The sequence below is a fragment of the Primorskyibacter aestuariivivens genome (genome assembly GCF_028023675.1).
Classification (GTDB): Bacteria; Pseudomonadota; Alphaproteobacteria; order Rhodobacterales; family Rhodobacteraceae; genus Marinovum; species Marinovum aestuariivivens.
The window spans coordinates 51271-69360 of record NZ_JAQIOZ010000023.1; the positions used below are offsets into that span (position 1 = coordinate 51271).

The window sequence follows — 18090 nt, forward strand, 5'->3', positions numbered from 1 at the left end:
CATGGGCACCATTGATGACCTACCGCCGCTCCGCGATGTGATTGCCACCCATGGTCTGAGCGCCAAGAAAGCGCTGGGTCAGAATTTCCTGCTCGACCTGAACCTGACTGCCAAGATCGCCCGGCAGGCCGGGGAACTGCGAGATTGCGATGTGCTGGAGATCGGTCCCGGTCCCGGGGGACTGACCCGGGGGCTGCTGGCCGAGGGCGCGCGCAAGGTGCTGGCGATTGAAAAGGATGCGCGCTGTCTTCCGGCGCTGGCCGAGATCGCGGCGCGCTATCCGGGGCAGTTGGAGGTGATCAACGGCGACGCGCTTGAGATCGACCCGCTGTCGCATCTGATGCCGCCGATCCGCGTTGCGGCGAACCTGCCCTATAACGTCGGAACAGAGCTTCTGGTGCGCTGGCTCACGCCCAGGGACTGGCCGCCATTCTGGCAATCCCTGACGCTGATGTTTCAAAAGGAAGTGGCCGAACGGATTACCGCCGAACCGGGGTCCAAGGCTTACGGGCGTCTGGCGATCCTTGCCCAATGGCGGACACGCGCGCGCATCGTGCTGTCCTTGCCGCCGGGTGCCTTTTCGCCGCCGCCCAAAGTGTCCTCGGCCGTGGTGCATCTCGACGCGCTGCCCGAGCCGCGCTACCCGGCGGATGCCAAAATTCTGCAGGACGTGGTCGCCCGCGCCTTCAACCAGCGGCGCAAGATGCTGCGCGCCTCGCTCAAGGGGCTGGGTGCGGATGTGGAGGACATGCTGACCGCGGCCGGCATCAAACCCACCGAGCGCGCCGAACAGGTGCCGCTTGAGGCGTTCTGCGCGCTGGCGCGTGAAGTGGCGGCGCGGCGGGCCTGAAACGCAAACGGGCCGCCACATGGCGACCCGTTCCAAACCGGTATGAAAGCAATCACTCCGCCGCTTGTGACGGCTCATCGCTGGAGGGCGTATCCGCTTCGGACTTGTCGTCCTTCTTGGCGGCTTTGGGCTTGCTGCTTTTGCGCGGGGCCGCGCTTTTGCGGCGCGGCTTCGGCTTGGGCTCTTCGGCGCGCTCCTCGGGCGTGTCCACGAGCCCGGAATCGGTGTTTTCACCGTTTTCATCCAGGTCGATCACATCCGGCTGCGGAGCCTCGGAGAGGTCAGCATTGCTGTCGCGGCGCGGCGCGGCCTGTTCCTGCGCGGAGCTGTCATTGCCGCCACCGCCATTGCTTTCCCGTTCCTGACGGTCGGCGCGTTCACGGTCGCGCTGGGCCTGGCGTTCGCGGTTCTGCCGCTCCTGCTCTTCGCGCTTGGCGTCCTGTTCTTTCTGCGCCTCGCTCAGCATCCGTGTGTAATGCTCGGCATGCTGTTGAAAGTTCTCGGTGGCCACGCGGTCGCCCGAAAGCTGCGCATCGCGGGCCAGCTGGTTATATTTGTCGATGATCTGTTGCGGGGTTCCGCGCACCTTGCCCTCGGGGCCCGAGCTGTCGAAGACCCGGTTGATGATGTTACCAGAGGAGGGTTTGTTGCGGTTCGATCTCGACCGCGACCTTGACTTGGAAGATCTCATTTTAGCAGCAATCCAGCCTTTGTAAGTCATGTCCAGTTGATTTGCCGGGTGATACGCGCATGTCGCGAGATATATGGCAATTCAACGCTTTTTGGGCTTGGCATCGTGCGGGACCCGTCAAGACGATCCACCGCGTCGATGTCTCAGGAGTAAACATGTCATGGGGACCCTTACAAGAGGGTAAACGCCATTTTTCGTGCAATCGGCGGGAAAACGCGGCAGAAATGCACCTTTTTCCCCTCTAATCGGGGTGACGGGCCGTCAAAACCCGGTCCCGGCCGTCAAGATCGCGCACGATCGACACGCCCTTGAGCCCCGCCGCCGTCATCATCGCGGCCACGGCGCCGGCCTGTGTCGGGCCGATTTCCACCACCAGTCGCCCGCCGGGCACCAGATGCGCCATGACACCGGCAGTGATCGCGCGATAGGCCGACAGCCCGTCGCCTTCATCGGTGAGCGCCAGGCGCGGTTCATAGGCCTGCACATCCCGCGACAGGCCCGGCATCTCATCCGCGGCGATGTAGGGCGGGTTGGACACAATCAGGTCGAACTGCCCTTCAACCCCGGCGAACCAGTCGCTTTCGAGCCAGGTCACGCGCCCTGACAGACCCAGAGACGCGCCATTGTCGCGCGCCACCGCCAGGGCATCAGCGGACAGGTCAACGCCCGTACCCATCGTGCCTTCGGTCTCGGCCAGCAGGGTGAGCAGGATGCAGCCTGTTCCGGTGCCAAGGTCCAGAACCCGGTCGAACGGTTCGGCCAGCGCGGACTCGATCAGCGTCTCGGTCTCGGGGCGCGGGTCGAGCACATCGGGCGTGACACGGAAGGACCGGCCAAAGAAGTCGCGCGTGCCAACCAGATGGGACACCGGTTCGCTGGCGGCGCGGCGCTGGATCAAGGTGTCGAATGTCGCGGCAACCTCGTCGCCCACCGGGTCAGGCAGCACCAGCGTCAGCCGCCCCGGCTCAGCCCCCAGCGCAAAGGCCATCAGACGCCGTGCGTCGCGCCCTGCCCCGTCGATCCCCGCCTGTTTGAGCGCGCGCGTCCCACGCGCCAGCAGTTCCGACCCGGTCATGCCATCTCGGCCAGTTGCGTGGCCTGCGCATCAGCGGTGAGCGCGTCGATGATCTCGTCGAGATCGCCGGACATGACCTGATCGAGCTTGTAGAGCGTGAGGTTGATACGGTGATCGGTCATGCGCCCCTGCGGGAAGTTATAGGTGCGGATGCGTTCCGACCGGTCCCCTGATCCAACCTGGGATTTGCGGCTTTCGCTGCGTTCGCTATCGACCCGCTGGCGTTCGAGATCGTAAAGCCGGGTTTTCAGCACCTGCATGGCGATCTCGCGGTTGCGGTGCTGGGATTTCTCGGAACTCGTGACCACGATGCCGGTGGGCAGGTGCGTGATGCGCACCGCCGAATCCGTGGTGTTCACGTGCTGACCACCTGCACCCGAGGACCGCATCGTGTCGATGCGCAGGTCGTTTGCGTCGATGCGAATGTCCACATCCTCGGCCTCGGGCAGCACAGCAACGGTCGCAGCGGAGGTATGGATACGCCCGCCCGACTCGGTGGTGGGCACGCGCTGAACCCGGTGCACACCGGATTCGAATTTCAACCGCGCAAAGACATTGTCGCCCTTCACATGGGCCACCACTTCCTTGACGCCACCCAGTTCGGTGGATTGCTCTTCGATGATCTCAAAGCCCCAGCCGCGTCCTTCCGCATAGCGCTGATACATGCGCAGCAGATCGCCCGCGAAAAGCGCCGCCTCTTCGCCACCAGTCCCGGGGCGTATCTCGATCATCGCGGGGCGCGTATCCGCCTCGTCCCGGGGCAAAAGCGCCAGTTGCAGCGCTTTCTCCGCCTCCGGAAGGCGCTTGCGCAGGATCGGCAATTCTTCTTCCGCCAGTTCGGCCATGTCCGGATCATCCAGCATGGCTTCGGCCTCGGCCATGTCCGACTGCAATTTCTGCCACTCGGCGATTTGTTCGACCACGGGTTTCAGCCCGGCATATTCCTTGGCAAGCTTGGCGATATCCCCGCCACCTTCGGCCATCTGGGCTTCGAGATATTCGAAACGGTCCTGGATCTGGCGGAGGCGGTCTTCGGGGATCATGTCAGCTTTGCTTTTTGCAGGTCAGGACCTTCGTGATAAACTGGACCCATGCTGAGAGGAAGTGTCCTTTTGATCGTTATGGCGCTGCCCGCATCGGCCGATGTAACAGGCCCGGGCGGCAAAACGGCGGATTGCTATTGCACCGATTCATCCGGCGCGCGGGTCGAGCTGGGTCAGACTATCTGTCTGCAGGTCGACGGGCGCATGTTCATGGCGCAATGCCAGATGTCGCTCAACGTGCCGATGTGGCGCGAGGTGGCGCAGGGCTGTCTCAGCTCATCCCTGCCCCAGAGTCTCAAGCCAGCCGTCGAGACGGGCGGCATTGACCCCAAGATCTGACTGCCCGAACCGCGCCCGGCCAAAGAGCCGGATGGTGCCATCGGTCAGCTGAACGGTCGTGTAATCGGGAAAGCCCATGACCAGCGACCGGGTGACATAGGTGATATGCCCCTCCTCCAGCGACCCGGCAAGCACCCGCGTGCGCGGCGTGTCGCGGATCACGCGGTCCAGCGCGGCCAGCCTTTCCTTATCGCCGTCGAACATCCGGCGCGCCGCGGCCTGAAGCGTTTCGTTATGCGTAAACGTTAGCGTCACGTGCCAGCGCCCCGGATCGGATGGCGCAACCCGGATGTAGAACATGAGAAACGCGAACGCGACCAGCAGGAGAATGGCGATCTGACGGAACATTCGGGACCTTTCGGACATTGCCCGGCCCCGCAATAATCGGGCGCTCAGGTCAATGGATGACACTATGCGCCAAGTCCTAGCCTGTTCCACCCGATAAGGCATATGAGTTCCATTGCCACATGCGCGCCCGCGATGGCCGTGGCACCGGTGGTGTCAAATGGTGGCGAGACCTCGACCACATCCCCGCCCAGCAGGTTGACGCCTGCGATCTGGCGCAGGATCACCGCCGCCTGCGCGGTGCTCAGCCCGCCCCAGACCGGCGTGCCGGTGCCGGGCGCAAAGGCCGGGTCCAGCCCGTCGATGTCAAATGTCAGATAGGCGGGTGTATCCCCCACGATCTCACGAATCCGCGCCGCGACCGCTTCGGGGCCGGTGGCATGCACCTCGCGCGCGTCGATGATGTTCACGCCACAGGTGTCGGGATTGTCGGTGCGGATACCGATCTGAACCGAGCGTGCCGGATCAATCAGCCCCAGTTTGATCGCCTTGTAGACGAATGTGCCGTGGTCGATCCGCTCCATGTCATCATCCACCCAGCTGTCGCTATGCGCATCGAACTGGATCAACGCCAGCGGGCCATGTTTCGCCGCATGGGCCCGCAGGATCGGCAAGGTGATGTAGTGATCACCACCCAGCGTGACCTGCGCCGCGCCGGACGCGATGATCCCTGCGCTATGGGCCTCAAGCGTGGCGGGAAACTCGGACACTTTGGCATAGTCGAACGCCATGTCGCCATAATCCACCACGTCGAGCTGTTCCAGCGGCGAAAACCCCCAGCCATAGGGCGCATCGGGGCTTTGCAGGGCGCTGGCCTCGCGGATGGCACGGGGGCCAAGCCGCGTGCCGGGGCGGTTGGTCACCGCCTGATCAAAGGGGATGCCAGTCACGGCGATATCGACGCCGTTCAGGTCCTTGGTATAGCGGCGGCGGACAAAGGAGGTGGCCCCGCCAAAAGTGTTCTCATAGCTCAGCCCCCGGCGATCCGACCGGGTAAAGGCATCGTCCACCGCCTGTTTCGCATCCTCTAGCGCCATGTCTCACATTCCCCCGATGGGTTGCCGCGTCTCCACAAGACGCGCAAAGAAGGACGCGCCGATGGGCGCGACCTCATCATTGAAATCGAACGCCGGGTGGTGACAGGACGGACCGATCCCCTGCCCCAGCATCAGGAACGCGCCGGGCCGCGCCTCAAGCATATAGGAAAAATCCTCGGCCCCCATTTCCGGTTCGAGAGCGTCATTCACATTGCCTGCCCCCGCGACCTCGCGTGCGACCTGAACGGCAAGCGCGGTCTGATCCGGATGATTGACTGTCGGAGGGTAGCCGCGCAGGAACTCAAGTTCGATCGCAACCCCATGGGTCAGGGCGACCCCGTCAATGATCTCGCGAATGCGCTTTTCGGCCAAGGCGCGCAGCTCCGGCGCATAGGTGCGCACGGTCCCCGCCACGGTCGCCTTGTCCGGAATGACATTCAGCGCCGATCCGCCATGGATTTGCGTGACCGAAACCACGATGGAGTCCAGTGGCTTTGCATTGCGCGACACAATGGTCTGAAACGCCTGATGCAGGGCGGTCGCGGCGATGAGCGGGTCGACGCATTCCTCCGGGTAGGCCGCATGCCCGCCCTTGCCCTTGATGGTGATGATATAATCATCCACCGCCGCGAGAAGCGGACCCGGCGCAGTGCTGATCGTTCCGGCTTGGGCGAATGGGAAAGTGTGCAGACCATAAACCTCGTCAATATCAAACCGGTCCATGATCTGCTCGTCCTGCACCATGATCCGGCCACCGCCGATGATTTCCTCAGCCGGTTGAAAGATCAGCGCCACGCGGCCCGCGAAATTCCGCGTCTCGGCAAGGTAGCGTGCGGCGCCCAGAAGCATCGTGGTATGCCCGTCATGACCGCAGGCATGCATCCGTCCCGGCACTCTTGACGCGTATTCCACCCCGGTTTCCTCGTCCATCGGCAACGCGTCCATATCGGCGCGCAACCCGGTGCAGGGACCATCGCCCTGCCCGTCGATGATGGCCACAACGCCCGAGGTGGCGATGCCTTCGTGTATCTCGTCCACACCAAAGCTGCTCAGTTTCTCGACGACAAAACCCGCCGTCTCGTGACAGTCCAGCGCCAGTTCCGGATGCATATGCAGGTGCCGCCGCCACGCGGTCAGGTCATCGGCGTAGCCTGCAATGCGGTTGATGACGGCCATGTCTGGACTCCCGTGCACGGATTGGACAGGTTGCACCTGAGCGCAAAACTGAGGGGGCTGCAATGGCCGGTGACGCATTGATCCACGATCCCAGGGGCGGCATGCCCCGGCTCTTGGAGATCATGCGCCGCCTGCGCGACCCCGAAACGGGTTGTCCTTGGGATATCGAACAGGATTTTTCCACCATCGCGCCCTACACGATCGAAGAGGCCTATGAGGTGGCCGACGCGATCGAGCGCGAGGCCTGGGACGAGCTCAAGGGGGAATTGGGCGATCTGCTGTTCCAGTCGGTATTTCATGCGCAGATGGCCAGCGAAAAAGGCCTGTTCAGCTTTGACGAGGTGGCCGACACCATGTCGGACAAGATGGTGGCGCGGCATCCGCATGTCTTTGGCGATGAAAGCCGCGACAAGAGCGCTGAACAACAGACCGCCGATTGGGAGGCAATCAAGGCCGCCGAACGTGCGGGCAAGGCACAGGGCGGCGCACTGGATGGCGTGGCGGTCGGGCTTCCCGCGCTTTTGCGCGCGTTCAAACTGCAAAAACGCGCCGCGCGGGTGGGGTTTGACTGGCCCGAGGTGGATCAGGTGCTCGACAAGATCTCCGAGGAGGCGCGCGAGCTGGTCGAGGCGCGCGAGAGCCTGCCGCAGGACAAAATCGAGGAAGAGATGGGTGACCTGCTTTTCGTGATGGCCAATCTCGCGCGGCATCTGGACGTGGACCCCGAGGCCGCCTTGCGCCGGGCCAATGGCAAGTTTATTCGACGGTTTGCATCGATTGAAGCGGCGCTGGCGGAGCAAGGCAAACGGCCGGAGGACGCCACGTTGGAAGAGATGGACGCGCTTTGGGATGCGGCGAAGGCGGCCGAGTAGTCACGAAATCTTCAAAAGATTTCGGACCGATTTCTTCAAAAGAAATCGTGTTGTCAGCGGATGAAAGTGATCCCCCGGATCTTCGCAATCTTGTCGAGATGCGCGTCGTAACGCTCTGTTAAAACGCGTATTTCCTTTTCGGTGAAACTGGCGAAGCCGGTGTTTTCCGGATTGTCGCGATGTGACGCCACAACCTCTTGCCATGCATTCCGGCCCAGCGTTTCGCCCGAATGATAGCGTGCCTGCAATGCTTCAAGCGCCGCATCCGTCGCCGAGAGGTTCATCACCCGCTCCGGCTCTTGCCAGCCAACCGAAACCTGCGGCAGAAGACGGCGCAACACGTCCCGGCTTTCCCCCCTCTGGCCGTACTCCAGCACGATGAATTCCTGCGGCGCAATGATCGTCTTGATCGCCCGGATCAGCGCGGGCCAGCCCCGGTCCATCGCCACCATACGCGGGGCAATCTCGCGGAACGGGGCGACGGGGTTGTCCTCGGCCCGTTTACGATAGGCGCTGGCAAAGAGCGCATCGTAGCGGCGCAGCACCAGCACGAGCCGAGCCACCTTGTCACAACCGTTTGCTTTCAGCGCCTTGTCGAGCAGCTTTAACCGCGCCTCGGCGGCAGGATAGATCTGCCCCTTGTAGAAATGGAACATGCGTCCGGGAATGTTCTCCTCGGACAACAAAAGCGCGCGGTTCGGTTCGGGGCTGTGACCTTGCAGTACCTCTGCCGCGCGGGCCGCCATCGCGTCGCGGGCCTGCTCCCCCGTTCCCGGCCCCGGCAATTTCAGCCGCAGCCGCCCGCCGGGGATGCCATCGCGGCCCGGATAGGCCGGATCCACGCCCGCCGCACGCAGGGCGTCGCGATTGAGGTCCAGGCACATCTGGAACGACGACGTGCCCGTGCGATGCGCGCCTGCATGGATAAAAACCTGTTTGCTCATGCCCGCCCCGTTTTTGCCGCCCCGGATTTTTCGCCACCATAGGCACAAGCCCGCACAGCGACAAACCTCTTGTGGACTTCCCCCGCACAGCTTGACACTGTAGCGCCGAATTTGACACCGGGTGACCCATGAGCGCACGCAAGATCATCATCGACACCGACCCCGGACAGGACGACGCGGTGGCCATCCTTCTGGCGCTGGCCAGCCCCGAAGAGATCGAGGTTCTGGGAATCACCGCCGTTGCGGGCAACGTGCCGCTGCCCCTGACCGAGAAAAACGCGCGCATCGTCTGTGAACTGGCGGGCAAGCCCGAGACCAAGGTCTTTGCGGGCTGCGACGTACCTATGCGCCGCCCGCTGGTCACCGCCGAACATGTGCATGGCAAAACCGGGCTGGATGGCCCGGAGCTTCCCGATCCGGTGATGGCGCTTCAGGACCAGCACGCCGTGGATTTCATCATCGAGACGCTGCGCGCGGAGCCGTCCGGCACCGTCACGCTTTGCCCCCTGGGGCCGCTGACCAACATTGCCACGGCCTTTACCCGCGCGCCCGATATCGTGGCGCGGGTGCAGGAGATCGTGCTCATGGGCGGGGCCTATTTCGAGGTGGGCAACATCACCCCCACGGCGGAATTCAACATCTACGTTGACCCGGAAGCCGCTGATATCGTGTTCAAATCCGGTGCGCCCATCGTGGTCATGCCGCTCGATGTGACGCATAAGGCACTGGTGACCCAACCGCGCAACGATGCGTTCCGCGCGCTGGACACAGCCGTAGGGATCGCCGTGGCGCAAATGACCGACTTCTTCGAACGCTTCGACAAGGAGAAATACGGCAGCGCCGGGGCGCCGCTGCATGATCCATGCGTCACCGCCTACCTGATCTGGCCCGACCTGTTCACCGGGCGGCACATCAATGTCGAGATTGAGACCACATCCGAGCTGACCCTTGGCATGACCGTTGCCGATTGGTGGCGCGTCACGGACCGCGCGCCCAATGCAACCTTCATGGGCGATATCGACGCCGATGGCTTTTTCACCCTCCTGACCGAAAGACTTGCCCGCCTATGAGCACCAGACTGCACCTTGCCGGAGCTGACGACCTAGACCGGCTGCTCAAGCTGACCGCCGATTTCAGCGCCGAGATGGGTATTGAAACCGACCCGGAGCATCGCACAAAGGCGCTCATGCCGCTGCTCGAAGGTTCGCCCCATGGCGCGGTCTATGTGATCGGCCCGTCGAAATCGCCGGTGGGCTATGTGATCCTGTCCTTCGGTTGGTCGCTGGAGTTCGGCGGCATGGACGGGTTCGTCGATGAGCTTTACATCCGCCCCGCTGTGCGCGGGCGCGGCATGGCTTCGGATGTGCTTTATTCGCTGCCCAAGGCGTTGAAAGAGGCCGGGCTCAAGGCGCTGCATCTGGAGGTGGACCGGGCGAATGAGCCGGCGCAGAAGCTCTATCGCCGTGCGCGCTTTTCTGCCCGCGAGCGTTTCATGCTCATGACCCGGGTGCTTTAACCGGCGACCCTTGGCCGCTTGTTGATCAACCACAGCCCCGCCCCGATCAGCGCCAGCGCGGCCCAGATCGCGGGGCTGGTCTCTTCGCCCAAAAGCACGGCACCAAAGAGCACGGCCAATACCGGCGAGAGAAAGCCGAACGAGGCCACGGTCGAGGCCTTGTATTGCTGCATCAGGTAGAACCACGCCAGAAACCCGGCAAAGGCCACCAGCACCACCTGATAGCCCAGCCCGGCGATATGCAGCGGCGCAAGGTCACGAATGAACGGCCCGCCCAGGAACGCGGCACCCAGCAGCAGCGGCGCGGACACCCCCAGTTGCCAGAACAGCTGGGTTTCGGCATTGCTGCGCGCCAGCGGCGTCAGCCGCACGGTCAGCGCCAGCCCGCCCCAGGCAAAGGCCCCGCCCAGAGCCATCAGGTCACCGCGCAGATTGCCCTGGGCGATGTCACGGTCAGCCAGCGCCCAGATCACGCCGCTCATCGCCAGGATCAACCCCATCAACCTTGGCCGCGTAATCCGTTCCCCGGGCAGCAGGAAATGCCCGGCAATCGAAAGCCAGATCGGCATGGAATAGAACAGGATCGCCGAGCGCGCGACCGAGGTGATATCAAGCGCCAGGAACAAAAGCAGGAACTCGACCGCGAACAGCAGGCCCAGCAACAGGCCCGACAGCACCTCGTCCCGCCTGACGCGGATCTTTCGCGCCGAAAACGCCACCCAGACAGACAGGCAGATCACCCCAAAAAGCGAGCGCAGCCCGGCCTGAAAGACCGGTTGCAGCCCGTCATTGGTGACCTTGATCACCACCTGATTGAAGGACAGGATCAGGGTGATCGCCAAAAGCCCGGCAAGGCCGGAAAAATCTAGATCGCGTCTGGTGTTCATGGCCGCGAGCATGATCACGGGCGACAGGCCGGGTCAAGCTGGCGAGGGTCGCCGCGCCGTGCTAGCGAGAAAACCGAACAAGGGATTTCGAACCACATGACCTTTCTCCAGATCGCTTCGCTTCTGATCGTGCTTGCCGGTGTGTTCGGCGCGATCAACTATCTGTTTCTCAAACTCCCCGCCGCCATTGGCATTCTGGTGGTGTCGCTGCTGGCGTCTTTCGGGATCATGGCGCTGGATCTGGCGGTGCCGTCGCTGGGACTGGCCGACACGGTGCGCGAACAGGTCACCGGCGTCGATTTCTCCGAGGCGCTGCTGGAGGGCATGCTGGGATTGTTGCTGTTTGCCGGGGCGCTGCATGTGAAGCTGTCGGACCTGCGCGACCAATGGCGGCTGGTCTTTCTCATGGCGACGCTGGGCGTGGGGCTGTCCACGGTGATTGCCGGAATCGGGTTCCACTGGATGACGGGCATGCCGATCCTCATTGCGCTGGTCTTTGGCGCGCTGATCTCGCCCACCGATCCGGTGGCGGTGCTGGGGGTGCTCCGCGAAGCGAACTTGCGCAAGTCGCTGGAAACCAAGATCGCGGGCGAGTCGCTTTTCAATGACGGCGTGGGGTACGTGGTGTTCCTCGTTCTCGTCGGGTTGGCCTTTCCCTCGGGCGATCATCACGGCTCAGGGTTCGAAGGCGCGGCGCTGTTATTCGTGCAGGAGGCGCTTGGCGGCGCGGTGCTCGGCGTGGTGCTGGGCTGGCTGGCATTCCGGGTGATGCGGCGGATCGACGATTATTCGCTTGAGGTGCTGCTGACGCTGGGGCTGGCCTTTGGCGGTTATGAGCTGGCGGTATACCTGCATGTGTCGGCACCGATCATGGCGGTATGTGCGGGGCTTTTGATCGGCGATATCGGAACCAAACACGGTATGACCGCCCAGACCCGCGATTATGTGGACGCCTTCTGGAAGCTGATCGACGAGATCCTGAATGCGGTGCTGTTCCTGATGATCGGGTTCGAGGTCTTTGCCGTGGCTTTTGACGCGGGCTATCTCGCCTCGGGCGTGTTTGCCATCGCGCTGGCGCTGGTGGCGCGGCTGGCGGCGGTGGCGATCCCGGTCATGGTGCTCAAACCGTTCCGCGACTTCAGCCCCGGGGTGATCCCGATCATGACCTGGGGTGGGCTCAAGGGCGGCATCTCGGTCGCGCTGGCGCTGTCGCTGCCCGAGGGCGAATGGAAACCGCTGATCCTGACAGCAACTTACGTGGTGGTAATCTTCTCGATCATCGTGCAGGGGCTGACGGTGACGCGGGTGGCGAACCGGTTTGGTCGCATGCCGGACCTGATGTGACCCCGCGCGCGCAGGGCCATGCGTCGCAGTGGCCGGGATTTCCCCTTACCTCCTGCCCACTTTGTGCAACACTGACGACAACCAAAGCGTGAAAAGGAGTTCGGTTATGGGATTGATGGGAACACTGGCCAAGGTGGCCATGGGCTATGCGGCGGCGCGCGGCGTGGATCACCTGAGCAAGAACGGCGGTCTCGGCGGGCTTCTGGGCGGCGCACAGGTGCCCTCGGGCGAGGCCGCAGCCCCCCAAAGCGAGGCGGCCAAGGCCATGGGTCAGATGCCCGGACTGGACCAGTTGCAGGGCATGATGGGCCAGATGCAGGAACAGGGCGCGGTCGGCATGGGCAACATGCAGGAGATGATGTCCAAGGTGATGGGCGGCGCAGGGGGCGCGGGCGGTATGGACCTGCAATCCATGCTGGGTGGCCTTATGGGCGGCGGCCAGCAGCAGGATGGCGGCGAAGGCGGCGGCCTGTTGTCCGGCGCGGGCGGCGCGGGCCTTGCCGGGCTTCTGGCCATGGCCGGAGGCGCTGCGGCGGCCTCGGGTCAGGGCGTGGGCGGCCTGCTTGATCAGTTCAAAACCGCCGACACCGCGCCGGAGGCCGAGGAAGCCGCGGGGCTGATGCTGCGCGCAATGATCCAGGCCGCCAAGGCCGATGGGGACATTGACGAGGCGGAAAAGGCCAAGATCCTTGAAACCCTTGGCGAGGATGCGGATGCCGGGGACATCGCCTTTGTGCAGGCGCAGCTTGCCGCGCCGGTGGATGTACAGGCGCTGGCCGCCGCCACCCCCGAGGCGCAGAAGATGCAGGTCTATTCCATGTCGCTCATGTCGATCCGCGTCGATACCGAGGCTGAGGCGGCCTATCTCGACCAATTGGCCGGGGCGCTGGGGCTGGATCAGCAGACCGTAAACATGCTGCATATGCAGATGGGCGTGCAGCCGCTTTACAGCTAAGCCGATATGCGGACGGGCGGTGAAGCCGCCCGTTTGCTCCCAAACGGACCCCACGAGCATGATCGCCTATGTCACCGTTGGTGCTGACGATATCGCGCGCGCGGAACGGTTTTATTCGGCGTTCCTGCCTGCGCTTGGCTACCGGTTGGAGCGCTATCAGGGTGATCTGAGCTATGCGCTGCCCGTGCCGCCGGGACAGTCCCCCGCCCTCCCCGATTTCTACATCAAGGCACCGTTCAACGGCCAACCCGCATTGGCCGGAAACGGGTCGATGGTGGCCTTTGAAGCGCGCAACCAGACGCAGGTGCGCGCCCTGCATGCTGCTGCGGTTGCCGCTGGCGGGTCCGACGATGGCACGCCGGGGTTTCGCGCGACCTATGGCCCGCAATTCTATGTCGGCTATCTGCGCGATCCGCAGGGCAACAAGATCGCGCTGTTTTCATGCAACCCGGACGATCCCGGGCGCGATGGGTGATGGTGGTTATTCTGCCGTGTCCGGAAGGTCGAACACCTGCCCCGGATAGATCAGGTCGGGGTCACGGATCTGGCCCTTGTTGGCCTCGAACACGCGCACATAGAGCAGCCCCTCGCCATAGCGGTCGCGCGCGATCTGCCATAGCGTATTGCCCGGTTGAACGGTCAGAACGCGCAATGGCGCACCGTCTTCGTCCCCGGCCACGCGTTCCAGCGTTTTGCGATCTTCGCGCTGGAACGGTGTCTCGGTGCGGGACTTCACGGTGCCGTCTTCGTCCACCTCGTCGACGCGGAGCGTATAGACGCCGTTGTCCACCTCGGGCAGGTTCACGCGCCACGACCCGTCCTCGCGGATGCGCGACGACGTCACAGGCGTGTTGTCCAGATAGATGCGGACAAAACCGCCCTCCTCGCTTGTTGCGCCACGACCGGCCAGCGCCACGTCGCCCGCTTCATCATAGCTGATCGTGTCGATGGCCACGGAATCGAGCACCTCGGGGCCTGGCAGCACGCGCACCCCTTCTTCGTCCGAGGCAAGCAAGGTGGGCGGAGCCTCCCTGGCCTCCTCAGCGGGTTCGGGGGCATCCGCGCTGTCGGATTGCCCGGTCTCCGCGGCCTCTTCGCCCGTTGCGGTGTCCGTATCGGTTTTTTCGGCCACCTTGACGGGCTGTTCCACAACCGGGTCCGCCTTGGACGGCTCTTCGACTTCGGGTGTCTCGGCCGTCTCTAGCGGCTCTGGCGTCTCGGCAACGGAGTCTTCACCGCCCGCCTCGGGCGCTTCGGCTTCCGTCGGGGCCGTCTCCGGTTGAGTGTCGCTCGCTGGCTCCTGCGCTGCGATCTCCTCGGTGGCAGGATCTGCATCAACAGGTTCGGCCGGATCTGCTGCTTCGGCCCGCTCGGGTTCCTCGGCCTCCTGCGCGTCGCCCTCAACAGGTGGCTGGGTGGCCGGCGTGTCATCAGCGGGGGCGGTCGCGGTCTCCATCGGTTCAGAGACCGACGCAATCTCTTCTTCTTTGGCTGGCGCAGGGTCTGCATCAGTTGCGGCTTCAGCCAGCTTGGGCGCCGGGCCAAAGGGCGCAACGATGATCTCGGTATCGGACGGGTACTCCGCACCATCCACCGACATGATGAGCGACATTAGGCGCGGCTGATCCGATGGGGCAATGGCCAGCAGGCTGACGAACTTGCCCTCGCGGTCGGCCTGCGCCTCGGAGATATCCTCGCCATCCAGCAGGACCCGAATGGCGCTGCCCGCCACCCCCTGGCCTGCGATCAGCGCGGAACCATCCGGTTCGATCCGGACAATATCGAATGTGGGGGGCGCGATTGGAGCGGGGTCAGCCTCTTCTGATGCGGCAATGTCAGCGGCACCGCCCTCCTTGGCCACCAACGGCGACGTCGGGTCTGTTGAACCCTCTGCCTGCTCCGTGACATTACTGTCAGGGAGAGCAACCGCCTGCTGCGGCTCCCGTGGCGTCTGCGTGGGGGTAAAGACACCGGACAGATAGAGACCGGTTCCCACTACGGCAGCCGCCGCGCCCCCGCCCAGCACTCCGACCCACTTCGTCATGTCATTTCCCCTTTGATGCGCTGGCGCGACGTCTTCGCGCCGGACGCTTTTTTTGCCGAGCTTGGCACAGGTTACACCGCAACCCACTCATAAAAGCGCAAAAATCAGTATCATCCCGCCGTCACACGGTCAAAATGTGGCGCGCGCGCGACAATATCGCCCGTGTCAGCAACCAAAAGGCGCGCGGCGCTGATTGACTTCCCCCATGCAACGCCGACTATAGCGCATTGCGAAAAACCTGAATCGCCTAACGCTGTTTGAAATCATGGATTTCAACGCGTTACGCGATGCACTCTGGCTCAAGTATTTCGCATTGTGCTTTAATGCCGTCAGGTTACGCCAAAACTGCCCCGGGAGCGAATGACAATGGCCGACATCTCTGTGTGCGTTTACTGCGGCTCACGCGATGGGACCGATCCCGCCTATGCCGAGGCCGCAGAGGCGCTGGGCCAGTCGCTTGCGGGCGAAGGCTGGCGACTGGTCTATGGAGCCGGTGACATTGGCCTCATGGGCCGCGTCGCGCGGTCGGCGCAGGAGCATGGCGGCGAGACATTCGGCGTGATCCCCAAACACCTGCTGGATGTGGAGGTGGGCAAGCGCGACCTGAACACCTTTGTCGTGACCGAAACCATGCATGAGCGCAAGAAAGTCATGCTGATGAATGCGGATGCCGTGGTGCTTCTGCCCGGCGGCGCCGGGTCACTGGACGAGTTTTTCGAGGTGCTGACATGGGCGCAGCTTGGCCTGCATGCCAAGCCGGTGATCCTGATTGATGTGGCGGGATACTGGCAGCCGCTGCTGGCGCTTCTGGACCACGTCATTGATCAGGGTTTTGCCGATCCGTCCCTCAGAGAGCTTTGGGGCACGACCACGTCTGTCGAGGATTGCATCGCCAGCCTACGCGCCGCCCTGTCCTGACGCAGTGAGGTCCAGGAATAAAGCGCCAGCGCCGCCCAGATCATCGGAAAGGCGATCTGGTGCCAGAGCGTCACCGGTTCGGCAAAAACCAAAGCGGCAACAAGGAATTGCAGCGTCGGATTGATGTATTGCACAAGCCCCACAGTGGCCATTGGTACCCGGTGGGTCGCGGCTGAGAAAAGGATCAGCGGCGTTGCGGTCAGCGGCCCGGCGAACATCAGAAGCGCCATGTCGCGCCAGCTCAGCCCCGCCTCGGTCCCGACCGCCAGCACACGGTCCAGCCCCGCCCCTTCGGGCGTGGCAAAGAACACCATCACAATGAGCGCAATAGGTGTCAGGAGGACCACCTCGCCCGAGACGGTCACGATGGGGCCAAAGGCGATGCGTTTCTTGAACACGCCATAGATGCCAAAGCTGGTGGCGAGGATCAGCGAAATATAGGGCAACACGCCAAGCCCCAGGGTCAGCACGGCAACAGCACAGCCTGCGAGCGCCACGGCGGCCCATTGCGCCGGGCTGAGCCGTTCGCCGAACACCACCCGCCCCAGCAGCACCGCCACCAGTGGAAAGATGTAGTAGCCCAAGGAAGCCTCGGTCGCGCGGCCTGCACCCACCGACCAGATGAAAAAGAACCAGTTGCAGGCGATCATCAGCGCCGCCAGCGCCACGGTGATCACCTGCCGCCCATCAGACAGCAGGCTGCCCAACACCCTCAGCCGCCCCTGCACCGCCAATACGCCGGTAAAGAACACCGCCGACCAGAGCGTGCGATGGGCCAGGATTTCAATCGCCGGAATATGGCTCAGCAGTTTGTAGTAGAGCCCCGACAGCCCCCAGATGACGCAGGCGGCGACCATGTTCAGAATACCGATCTGGACCTGCGACACGTGGAAAAGCTCCGGGCGATTACGACCGTTTGGTTAGAGCCGGTTTGCCGAAGCTCCGCAATGGGCTGACAAAGAAAAAACCCGCGGGCTGTGCCGCGGGTTTCTTTGATGCAATGTCCGCCGGATCAGGCGTTAGACAGACGCTCCGCCACGTTTTCCCAGTTCACCAGGTTGTCGAGGAAGTTCGACAGGTAAGCCGGACGCTTGTTGCGGAAGTCGATATAATAGGAATGCTCCCACACGTCACAGCCCAGCAGCGCGGTCTGGTCAAAGCAAAGCGGGTTCACGCCGTTCTCGGTCTTGGTGACCTTGAGCGTGCCATCGGTGTCAACGACCAGCCATGCCCAGCCCGAGCCGAACTGACCGGCACCGGCGGCAGAGAATTGCGATTTGAACTCTTCGACCGAGCCGAAGGCATCCTTGATGCGCGCTTCCAGCTCGCCCGGCATGGAGTTGCCGCCCGGGCCCATCATTTCCCAGAACTGCATGTGGTTCCAGTGCTGGGAGGCATTGTTGAAGATGCCGTTCTGCGCCACGGCACCCGCGTCATAGGTGCCCTTGACGATCTCTTCGAGGGTCTTGCCCGCCCATTCGGTGCCTTCGATCAGCTTGTTGCCGTTGTCGACATAGGCCTTGTGGTGGATATCGTGGTGATATTCCATGGTCTCCTGGCTCATGCCGAGACCGGCCAGAGCGTCGTGTGCATAGGGAAGATCGGGAAGTTCGAAAGCCATTGGGTTGTCCCCCTCGTTGTGTGAAATCTCTGGTCAATAAGTGAGCGCCCGCGCCGGGGAGGTCAACCCCGGGTGAGGTCGCAGCACGGAAATCCCGCGTTTTTTTGTCGGAAACCCGGATCGTGGTTACAATATGCCCGGCGTTGTTCACGCCAACGCTCACCACGCAATTCCCTGGTCGCGACACGAACCCCGCTGCCGACAAAAGGGGCGATTTGCATCACTTCTTCATCAACTGACAGGTACCTCGTCCAAACCCACGCTGGCTATTGCCACCGAGTTTGGATTCCACCGTTGAAGTGGTCCCGGAAAATTGGACAGTCAGCTAAGGTGTATCCCAAACCTTTGAAGGGATACGAGAATGGCGAAGCGCCGGAATTTTACGGATCAGTTTAAAGCCAAGGTGGCGTTGGAAGCGTTGCGTGGCGACAAG

General features: G+C 63.1%; 20 protein-coding genes. 9 read left to right on the plus strand and 11 right to left on the minus strand.

All coding sequences use genetic code 11. The features are described from left to right. The first annotated feature begins 1 nt into the window (after position 1). A complete protein-coding gene (gene rsmA, locus PGB28_RS19145) occupies positions 2–850 on the plus strand; it encodes a 16S rRNA (adenine(1518)-N(6)/adenine(1519)-N(6))-dimethyltransferase RsmA (protein WP_271423140.1) in 849 nt (282 codons plus the stop codon). Positions 851–902: 52 nt separating this feature from the next. Here rsmA and PGB28_RS19150 read toward each other — a convergent pair whose 3' ends face one another. The 3 genes from PGB28_RS19150 to prfA form a co-directional block, all read right to left on the minus strand. Further along, positions 903–1541: a DUF4167 domain-containing protein gene (locus tag PGB28_RS19150; protein WP_271423141.1), complete on the minus strand. Its 639-nt coding sequence runs from the start codon at positions 1539–1541 to the stop codon at positions 903–905. A gap of 241 nt (positions 1542–1782) precedes the next feature. Continuing rightward, positions 1783–2616 (minus strand): peptide chain release factor N(5)-glutamine methyltransferase, encoded by an 834-nt coding sequence (gene prmC / locus PGB28_RS19155; RefSeq protein ID WP_271423142.1) that lies wholly within the window; start codon positions 2614–2616, stop codon positions 1783–1785. Continuing rightward, complete coding sequence (gene prfA / locus PGB28_RS19160; RefSeq protein WP_271423143.1) at positions 2613–3659, minus strand: peptide chain release factor 1; 1047 nt, start codon at positions 3657–3659, stop codon at positions 2613–2615. The genes prmC and prfA overlap by 4 nt, the downstream gene beginning before the upstream one ends. Before the next feature lie 48 nt (positions 3660–3707). Here prfA and PGB28_RS19165 point away from each other — a divergent pair, with 48 nt between their 5' ends. Continuing rightward, on the plus strand, positions 3708–3998 hold the full coding sequence (locus PGB28_RS19165) for a hypothetical protein (protein WP_271423144.1): 291 nt from the start codon (positions 3708–3710) through the stop codon (positions 3996–3998). Here the strand turns inward: PGB28_RS19165 and PGB28_RS19170 are convergent. The 3 genes from PGB28_RS19170 to PGB28_RS19180 are packed head-to-tail and all read right to left on the minus strand — an operon-like array spanning position 3936 to position 6556. Then, complete coding sequence (locus PGB28_RS19170; protein ID WP_271423145.1) at positions 3936–4364, minus strand: DUF1499 domain-containing protein; 429 nt, start codon at positions 4362–4364, stop codon at positions 3936–3938. The two genes, PGB28_RS19165 and PGB28_RS19170, sit on opposite strands and share 63 nt — an antisense overlap. 44 nt (positions 4365–4408) lie before the next feature. After that, positions 4409–5380 (minus strand): agmatinase, encoded by a 972-nt coding sequence (speB, locus tag PGB28_RS19175; protein WP_271423146.1) that lies wholly within the window; start codon positions 5378–5380, stop codon positions 4409–4411. Between the two features lie 3 nt (positions 5381–5383). After that, on the minus strand, positions 5384–6556 hold the full coding sequence (locus tag PGB28_RS19180; protein ID WP_271423147.1) for a M20 aminoacylase family protein: 1173 nt from the start codon (positions 6554–6556) through the stop codon (positions 5384–5386). Positions 6557–6618: 62 nt separating this feature from the next. Between PGB28_RS19180 and mazG the strand changes: the two genes are divergently transcribed. Further along, positions 6619–7428, plus strand: coding sequence for a nucleoside triphosphate pyrophosphohydrolase (gene mazG / locus PGB28_RS19185; protein ID WP_271423148.1), 810 nt, complete (start codon positions 6619–6621; stop codon positions 7426–7428). Positions 7429–7481: 53 nt separating this feature from the next. Here the strand turns inward: mazG and PGB28_RS19190 are convergent, their stop codons facing one another. Next, the gene (locus PGB28_RS19190) at positions 7482–8372 is read right to left on the minus strand and encodes a hypothetical protein (RefSeq protein ID WP_271423149.1); all 891 of its coding nucleotides are present in this window, start codon (positions 8370–8372) and stop codon (positions 7482–7484) included. A 128-nt stretch (positions 8373–8500) separates the two neighbouring features. Between PGB28_RS19190 and PGB28_RS19195 the strand changes: the two genes are divergently transcribed. After that, positions 8501–9442: a nucleoside hydrolase gene (locus tag PGB28_RS19195; RefSeq protein WP_271423150.1), complete on the plus strand. Its 942-nt coding sequence runs from the start codon at positions 8501–8503 to the stop codon at positions 9440–9442. Next, positions 9439–9888 carry a GNAT family N-acetyltransferase gene (locus PGB28_RS19200; RefSeq protein WP_271423151.1) on the plus strand — a complete coding sequence of 150 codons (450 nt, stop codon included), beginning with the start codon at positions 9439–9441 and terminating at the stop codon, positions 9886–9888. Before PGB28_RS19195 ends, PGB28_RS19200 begins: the two co-directional genes overlap by 4 nt. On the opposite strand, the gene PGB28_RS19205 is transcribed toward PGB28_RS19200, so the two are convergent. Further along, a complete protein-coding gene (locus tag PGB28_RS19205) occupies positions 9885–10775 on the minus strand; it encodes a DMT family transporter (RefSeq protein ID WP_271423152.1) in 891 nt (296 codons plus the stop codon). The genes PGB28_RS19200 and PGB28_RS19205 overlap by 4 nt on opposite strands. A 96-nt stretch (positions 10776–10871) precedes the next feature. Between PGB28_RS19205 and PGB28_RS19210 the strand changes: the two genes are divergently transcribed. The 3 genes from PGB28_RS19210 (at position 10872) to PGB28_RS19220 (ending at position 13549) form a co-directional block, all read left to right on the plus strand. Then, on the plus strand, positions 10872–12119 hold the full coding sequence (locus PGB28_RS19210) for a cation:proton antiporter (protein ID WP_271423153.1): 1248 nt from the start codon (positions 10872–10874) through the stop codon (positions 12117–12119). Positions 12120–12225: 106 nt separating this feature from the next. Then, positions 12226–13074 (plus strand): DUF533 domain-containing protein, encoded by an 849-nt coding sequence (locus PGB28_RS19215; protein ID WP_271423154.1) that lies wholly within the window; start codon positions 12226–12228, stop codon positions 13072–13074. Positions 13075–13132: 58 nt separating this feature from the next. Next, positions 13133–13549 (plus strand): VOC family protein, encoded by a 417-nt coding sequence (locus PGB28_RS19220; RefSeq protein WP_271423155.1) that lies wholly within the window; start codon positions 13133–13135, stop codon positions 13547–13549. Positions 13550–13555: 6 nt separating this feature from the next. On the opposite strand, the gene PGB28_RS19225 is transcribed toward PGB28_RS19220, so the two are convergent. Next, on the minus strand, positions 13556–15118 hold the full coding sequence (locus PGB28_RS19225) for a LysM peptidoglycan-binding domain-containing protein (protein ID WP_271423156.1): 1563 nt from the start codon (positions 15116–15118) through the stop codon (positions 13556–13558). Between the two features lie 366 nt (positions 15119–15484). On the opposite strand from PGB28_RS19225, the gene PGB28_RS19230 reads away from it, so the two are divergent. Further along, positions 15485–16036: an LOG family protein gene (locus tag PGB28_RS19230; RefSeq protein WP_271423157.1), complete on the plus strand. Its 552-nt coding sequence runs from the start codon at positions 15485–15487 to the stop codon at positions 16034–16036. Here the strand turns inward: PGB28_RS19230 and rarD are convergent. After that, on the minus strand, positions 15943–16923 hold the full coding sequence (gene rarD, locus PGB28_RS19235) for an EamA family transporter RarD (protein WP_271423158.1): 981 nt from the start codon (positions 16921–16923) through the stop codon (positions 15943–15945). The two genes, PGB28_RS19230 and rarD, sit on opposite strands and share 94 nt — an antisense overlap. A 125-nt stretch (positions 16924–17048) precedes the next feature. Then, positions 17049–17657, minus strand: coding sequence for a superoxide dismutase (locus PGB28_RS19240; RefSeq protein WP_271423159.1), 609 nt, complete (start codon positions 17655–17657; stop codon positions 17049–17051). Positions 17658–18090: the final 433 nt, after the last annotated feature.

Excerpts from the sequence above, each read along its gene's own strand:
- PGB28_RS19165 (WP_271423144.1), top strand. The coding sequence starts at position 3,708 with ATGCTGAGAGGAAGTGTCCTTTTGATCGTTATGGCGCTGCCCGCATCG.
- PGB28_RS19195 (WP_271423150.1), top strand. The coding sequence starts at position 8,501 with ATGAGCGCACGCAAGATCATCATCGACACCGACCCCGGACAGGACGAC.
- mazG (WP_271423148.1), top strand. The coding sequence starts at position 6,619 with ATGGCCGGTGACGCATTGATCCACGATCCCAGGGGCGGCATGCCCCGG.
- PGB28_RS19210 (WP_271423153.1), top strand. The coding sequence starts at position 10,872 with ATGACCTTTCTCCAGATCGCTTCGCTTCTGATCGTGCTTGCCGGTGTG.
- PGB28_RS19170 (WP_271423145.1), bottom strand. The coding sequence starts at position 4,364 with ATGTCCGAAAGGTCCCGAATGTTCCGTCAGATCGCCATTCTCCTGCTG.
- PGB28_RS19225 (WP_271423156.1), bottom strand. The coding sequence starts at position 15,118 with ATGACGAAGTGGGTCGGAGTGCTGGGCGGGGGCGCGGCGGCTGCCGTA.
- prmC (WP_271423142.1), bottom strand. The coding sequence starts at position 2,616 with ATGACCGGGTCGGAACTGCTGGCGCGTGGGACGCGCGCGCTCAAACAG.
- PGB28_RS19180 (WP_271423147.1), bottom strand. The coding sequence starts at position 6,556 with ATGGCCGTCATCAACCGCATTGCAGGCTACGCCGATGACCTGACCGCG.
- prfA (WP_271423143.1), bottom strand. The coding sequence starts at position 3,659 with ATGATCCCCGAAGACCGCCTCCGCCAGATCCAGGACCGTTTCGAATAT.
- PGB28_RS19220 (WP_271423155.1), top strand. The coding sequence starts at position 13,133 with ATGATCGCCTATGTCACCGTTGGTGCTGACGATATCGCGCGCGCGGAA.
- PGB28_RS19150 (WP_271423141.1), bottom strand. The coding sequence starts at position 1,541 with ATGAGATCTTCCAAGTCAAGGTCGCGGTCGAGATCGAACCGCAACAAA.
- PGB28_RS19205 (WP_271423152.1), bottom strand. The coding sequence starts at position 10,775 with ATGAACACCAGACGCGATCTAGATTTTTCCGGCCTTGCCGGGCTTTTG.
- PGB28_RS19230 (WP_271423157.1), top strand. The coding sequence starts at position 15,485 with ATGGCCGACATCTCTGTGTGCGTTTACTGCGGCTCACGCGATGGGACC.
- PGB28_RS19190 (WP_271423149.1), bottom strand. The coding sequence starts at position 8,372 with ATGAGCAAACAGGTTTTTATCCATGCAGGCGCGCATCGCACGGGCACG.
- PGB28_RS19200 (WP_271423151.1), top strand. The coding sequence starts at position 9,439 with ATGAGCACCAGACTGCACCTTGCCGGAGCTGACGACCTAGACCGGCTG.
- PGB28_RS19240 (WP_271423159.1), bottom strand. The coding sequence starts at position 17,657 with ATGGCTTTCGAACTTCCCGATCTTCCCTATGCACACGACGCTCTGGCC.
- speB (WP_271423146.1), bottom strand. The coding sequence starts at position 5,380 with ATGGCGCTAGAGGATGCGAAACAGGCGGTGGACGATGCCTTTACCCGG.
- rsmA (WP_271423140.1), top strand. The coding sequence starts at position 2 with ATGGGCACCATTGATGACCTACCGCCGCTCCGCGATGTGATTGCCACC.
- PGB28_RS19215 (WP_271423154.1), top strand. The coding sequence starts at position 12,226 with ATGGGATTGATGGGAACACTGGCCAAGGTGGCCATGGGCTATGCGGCG.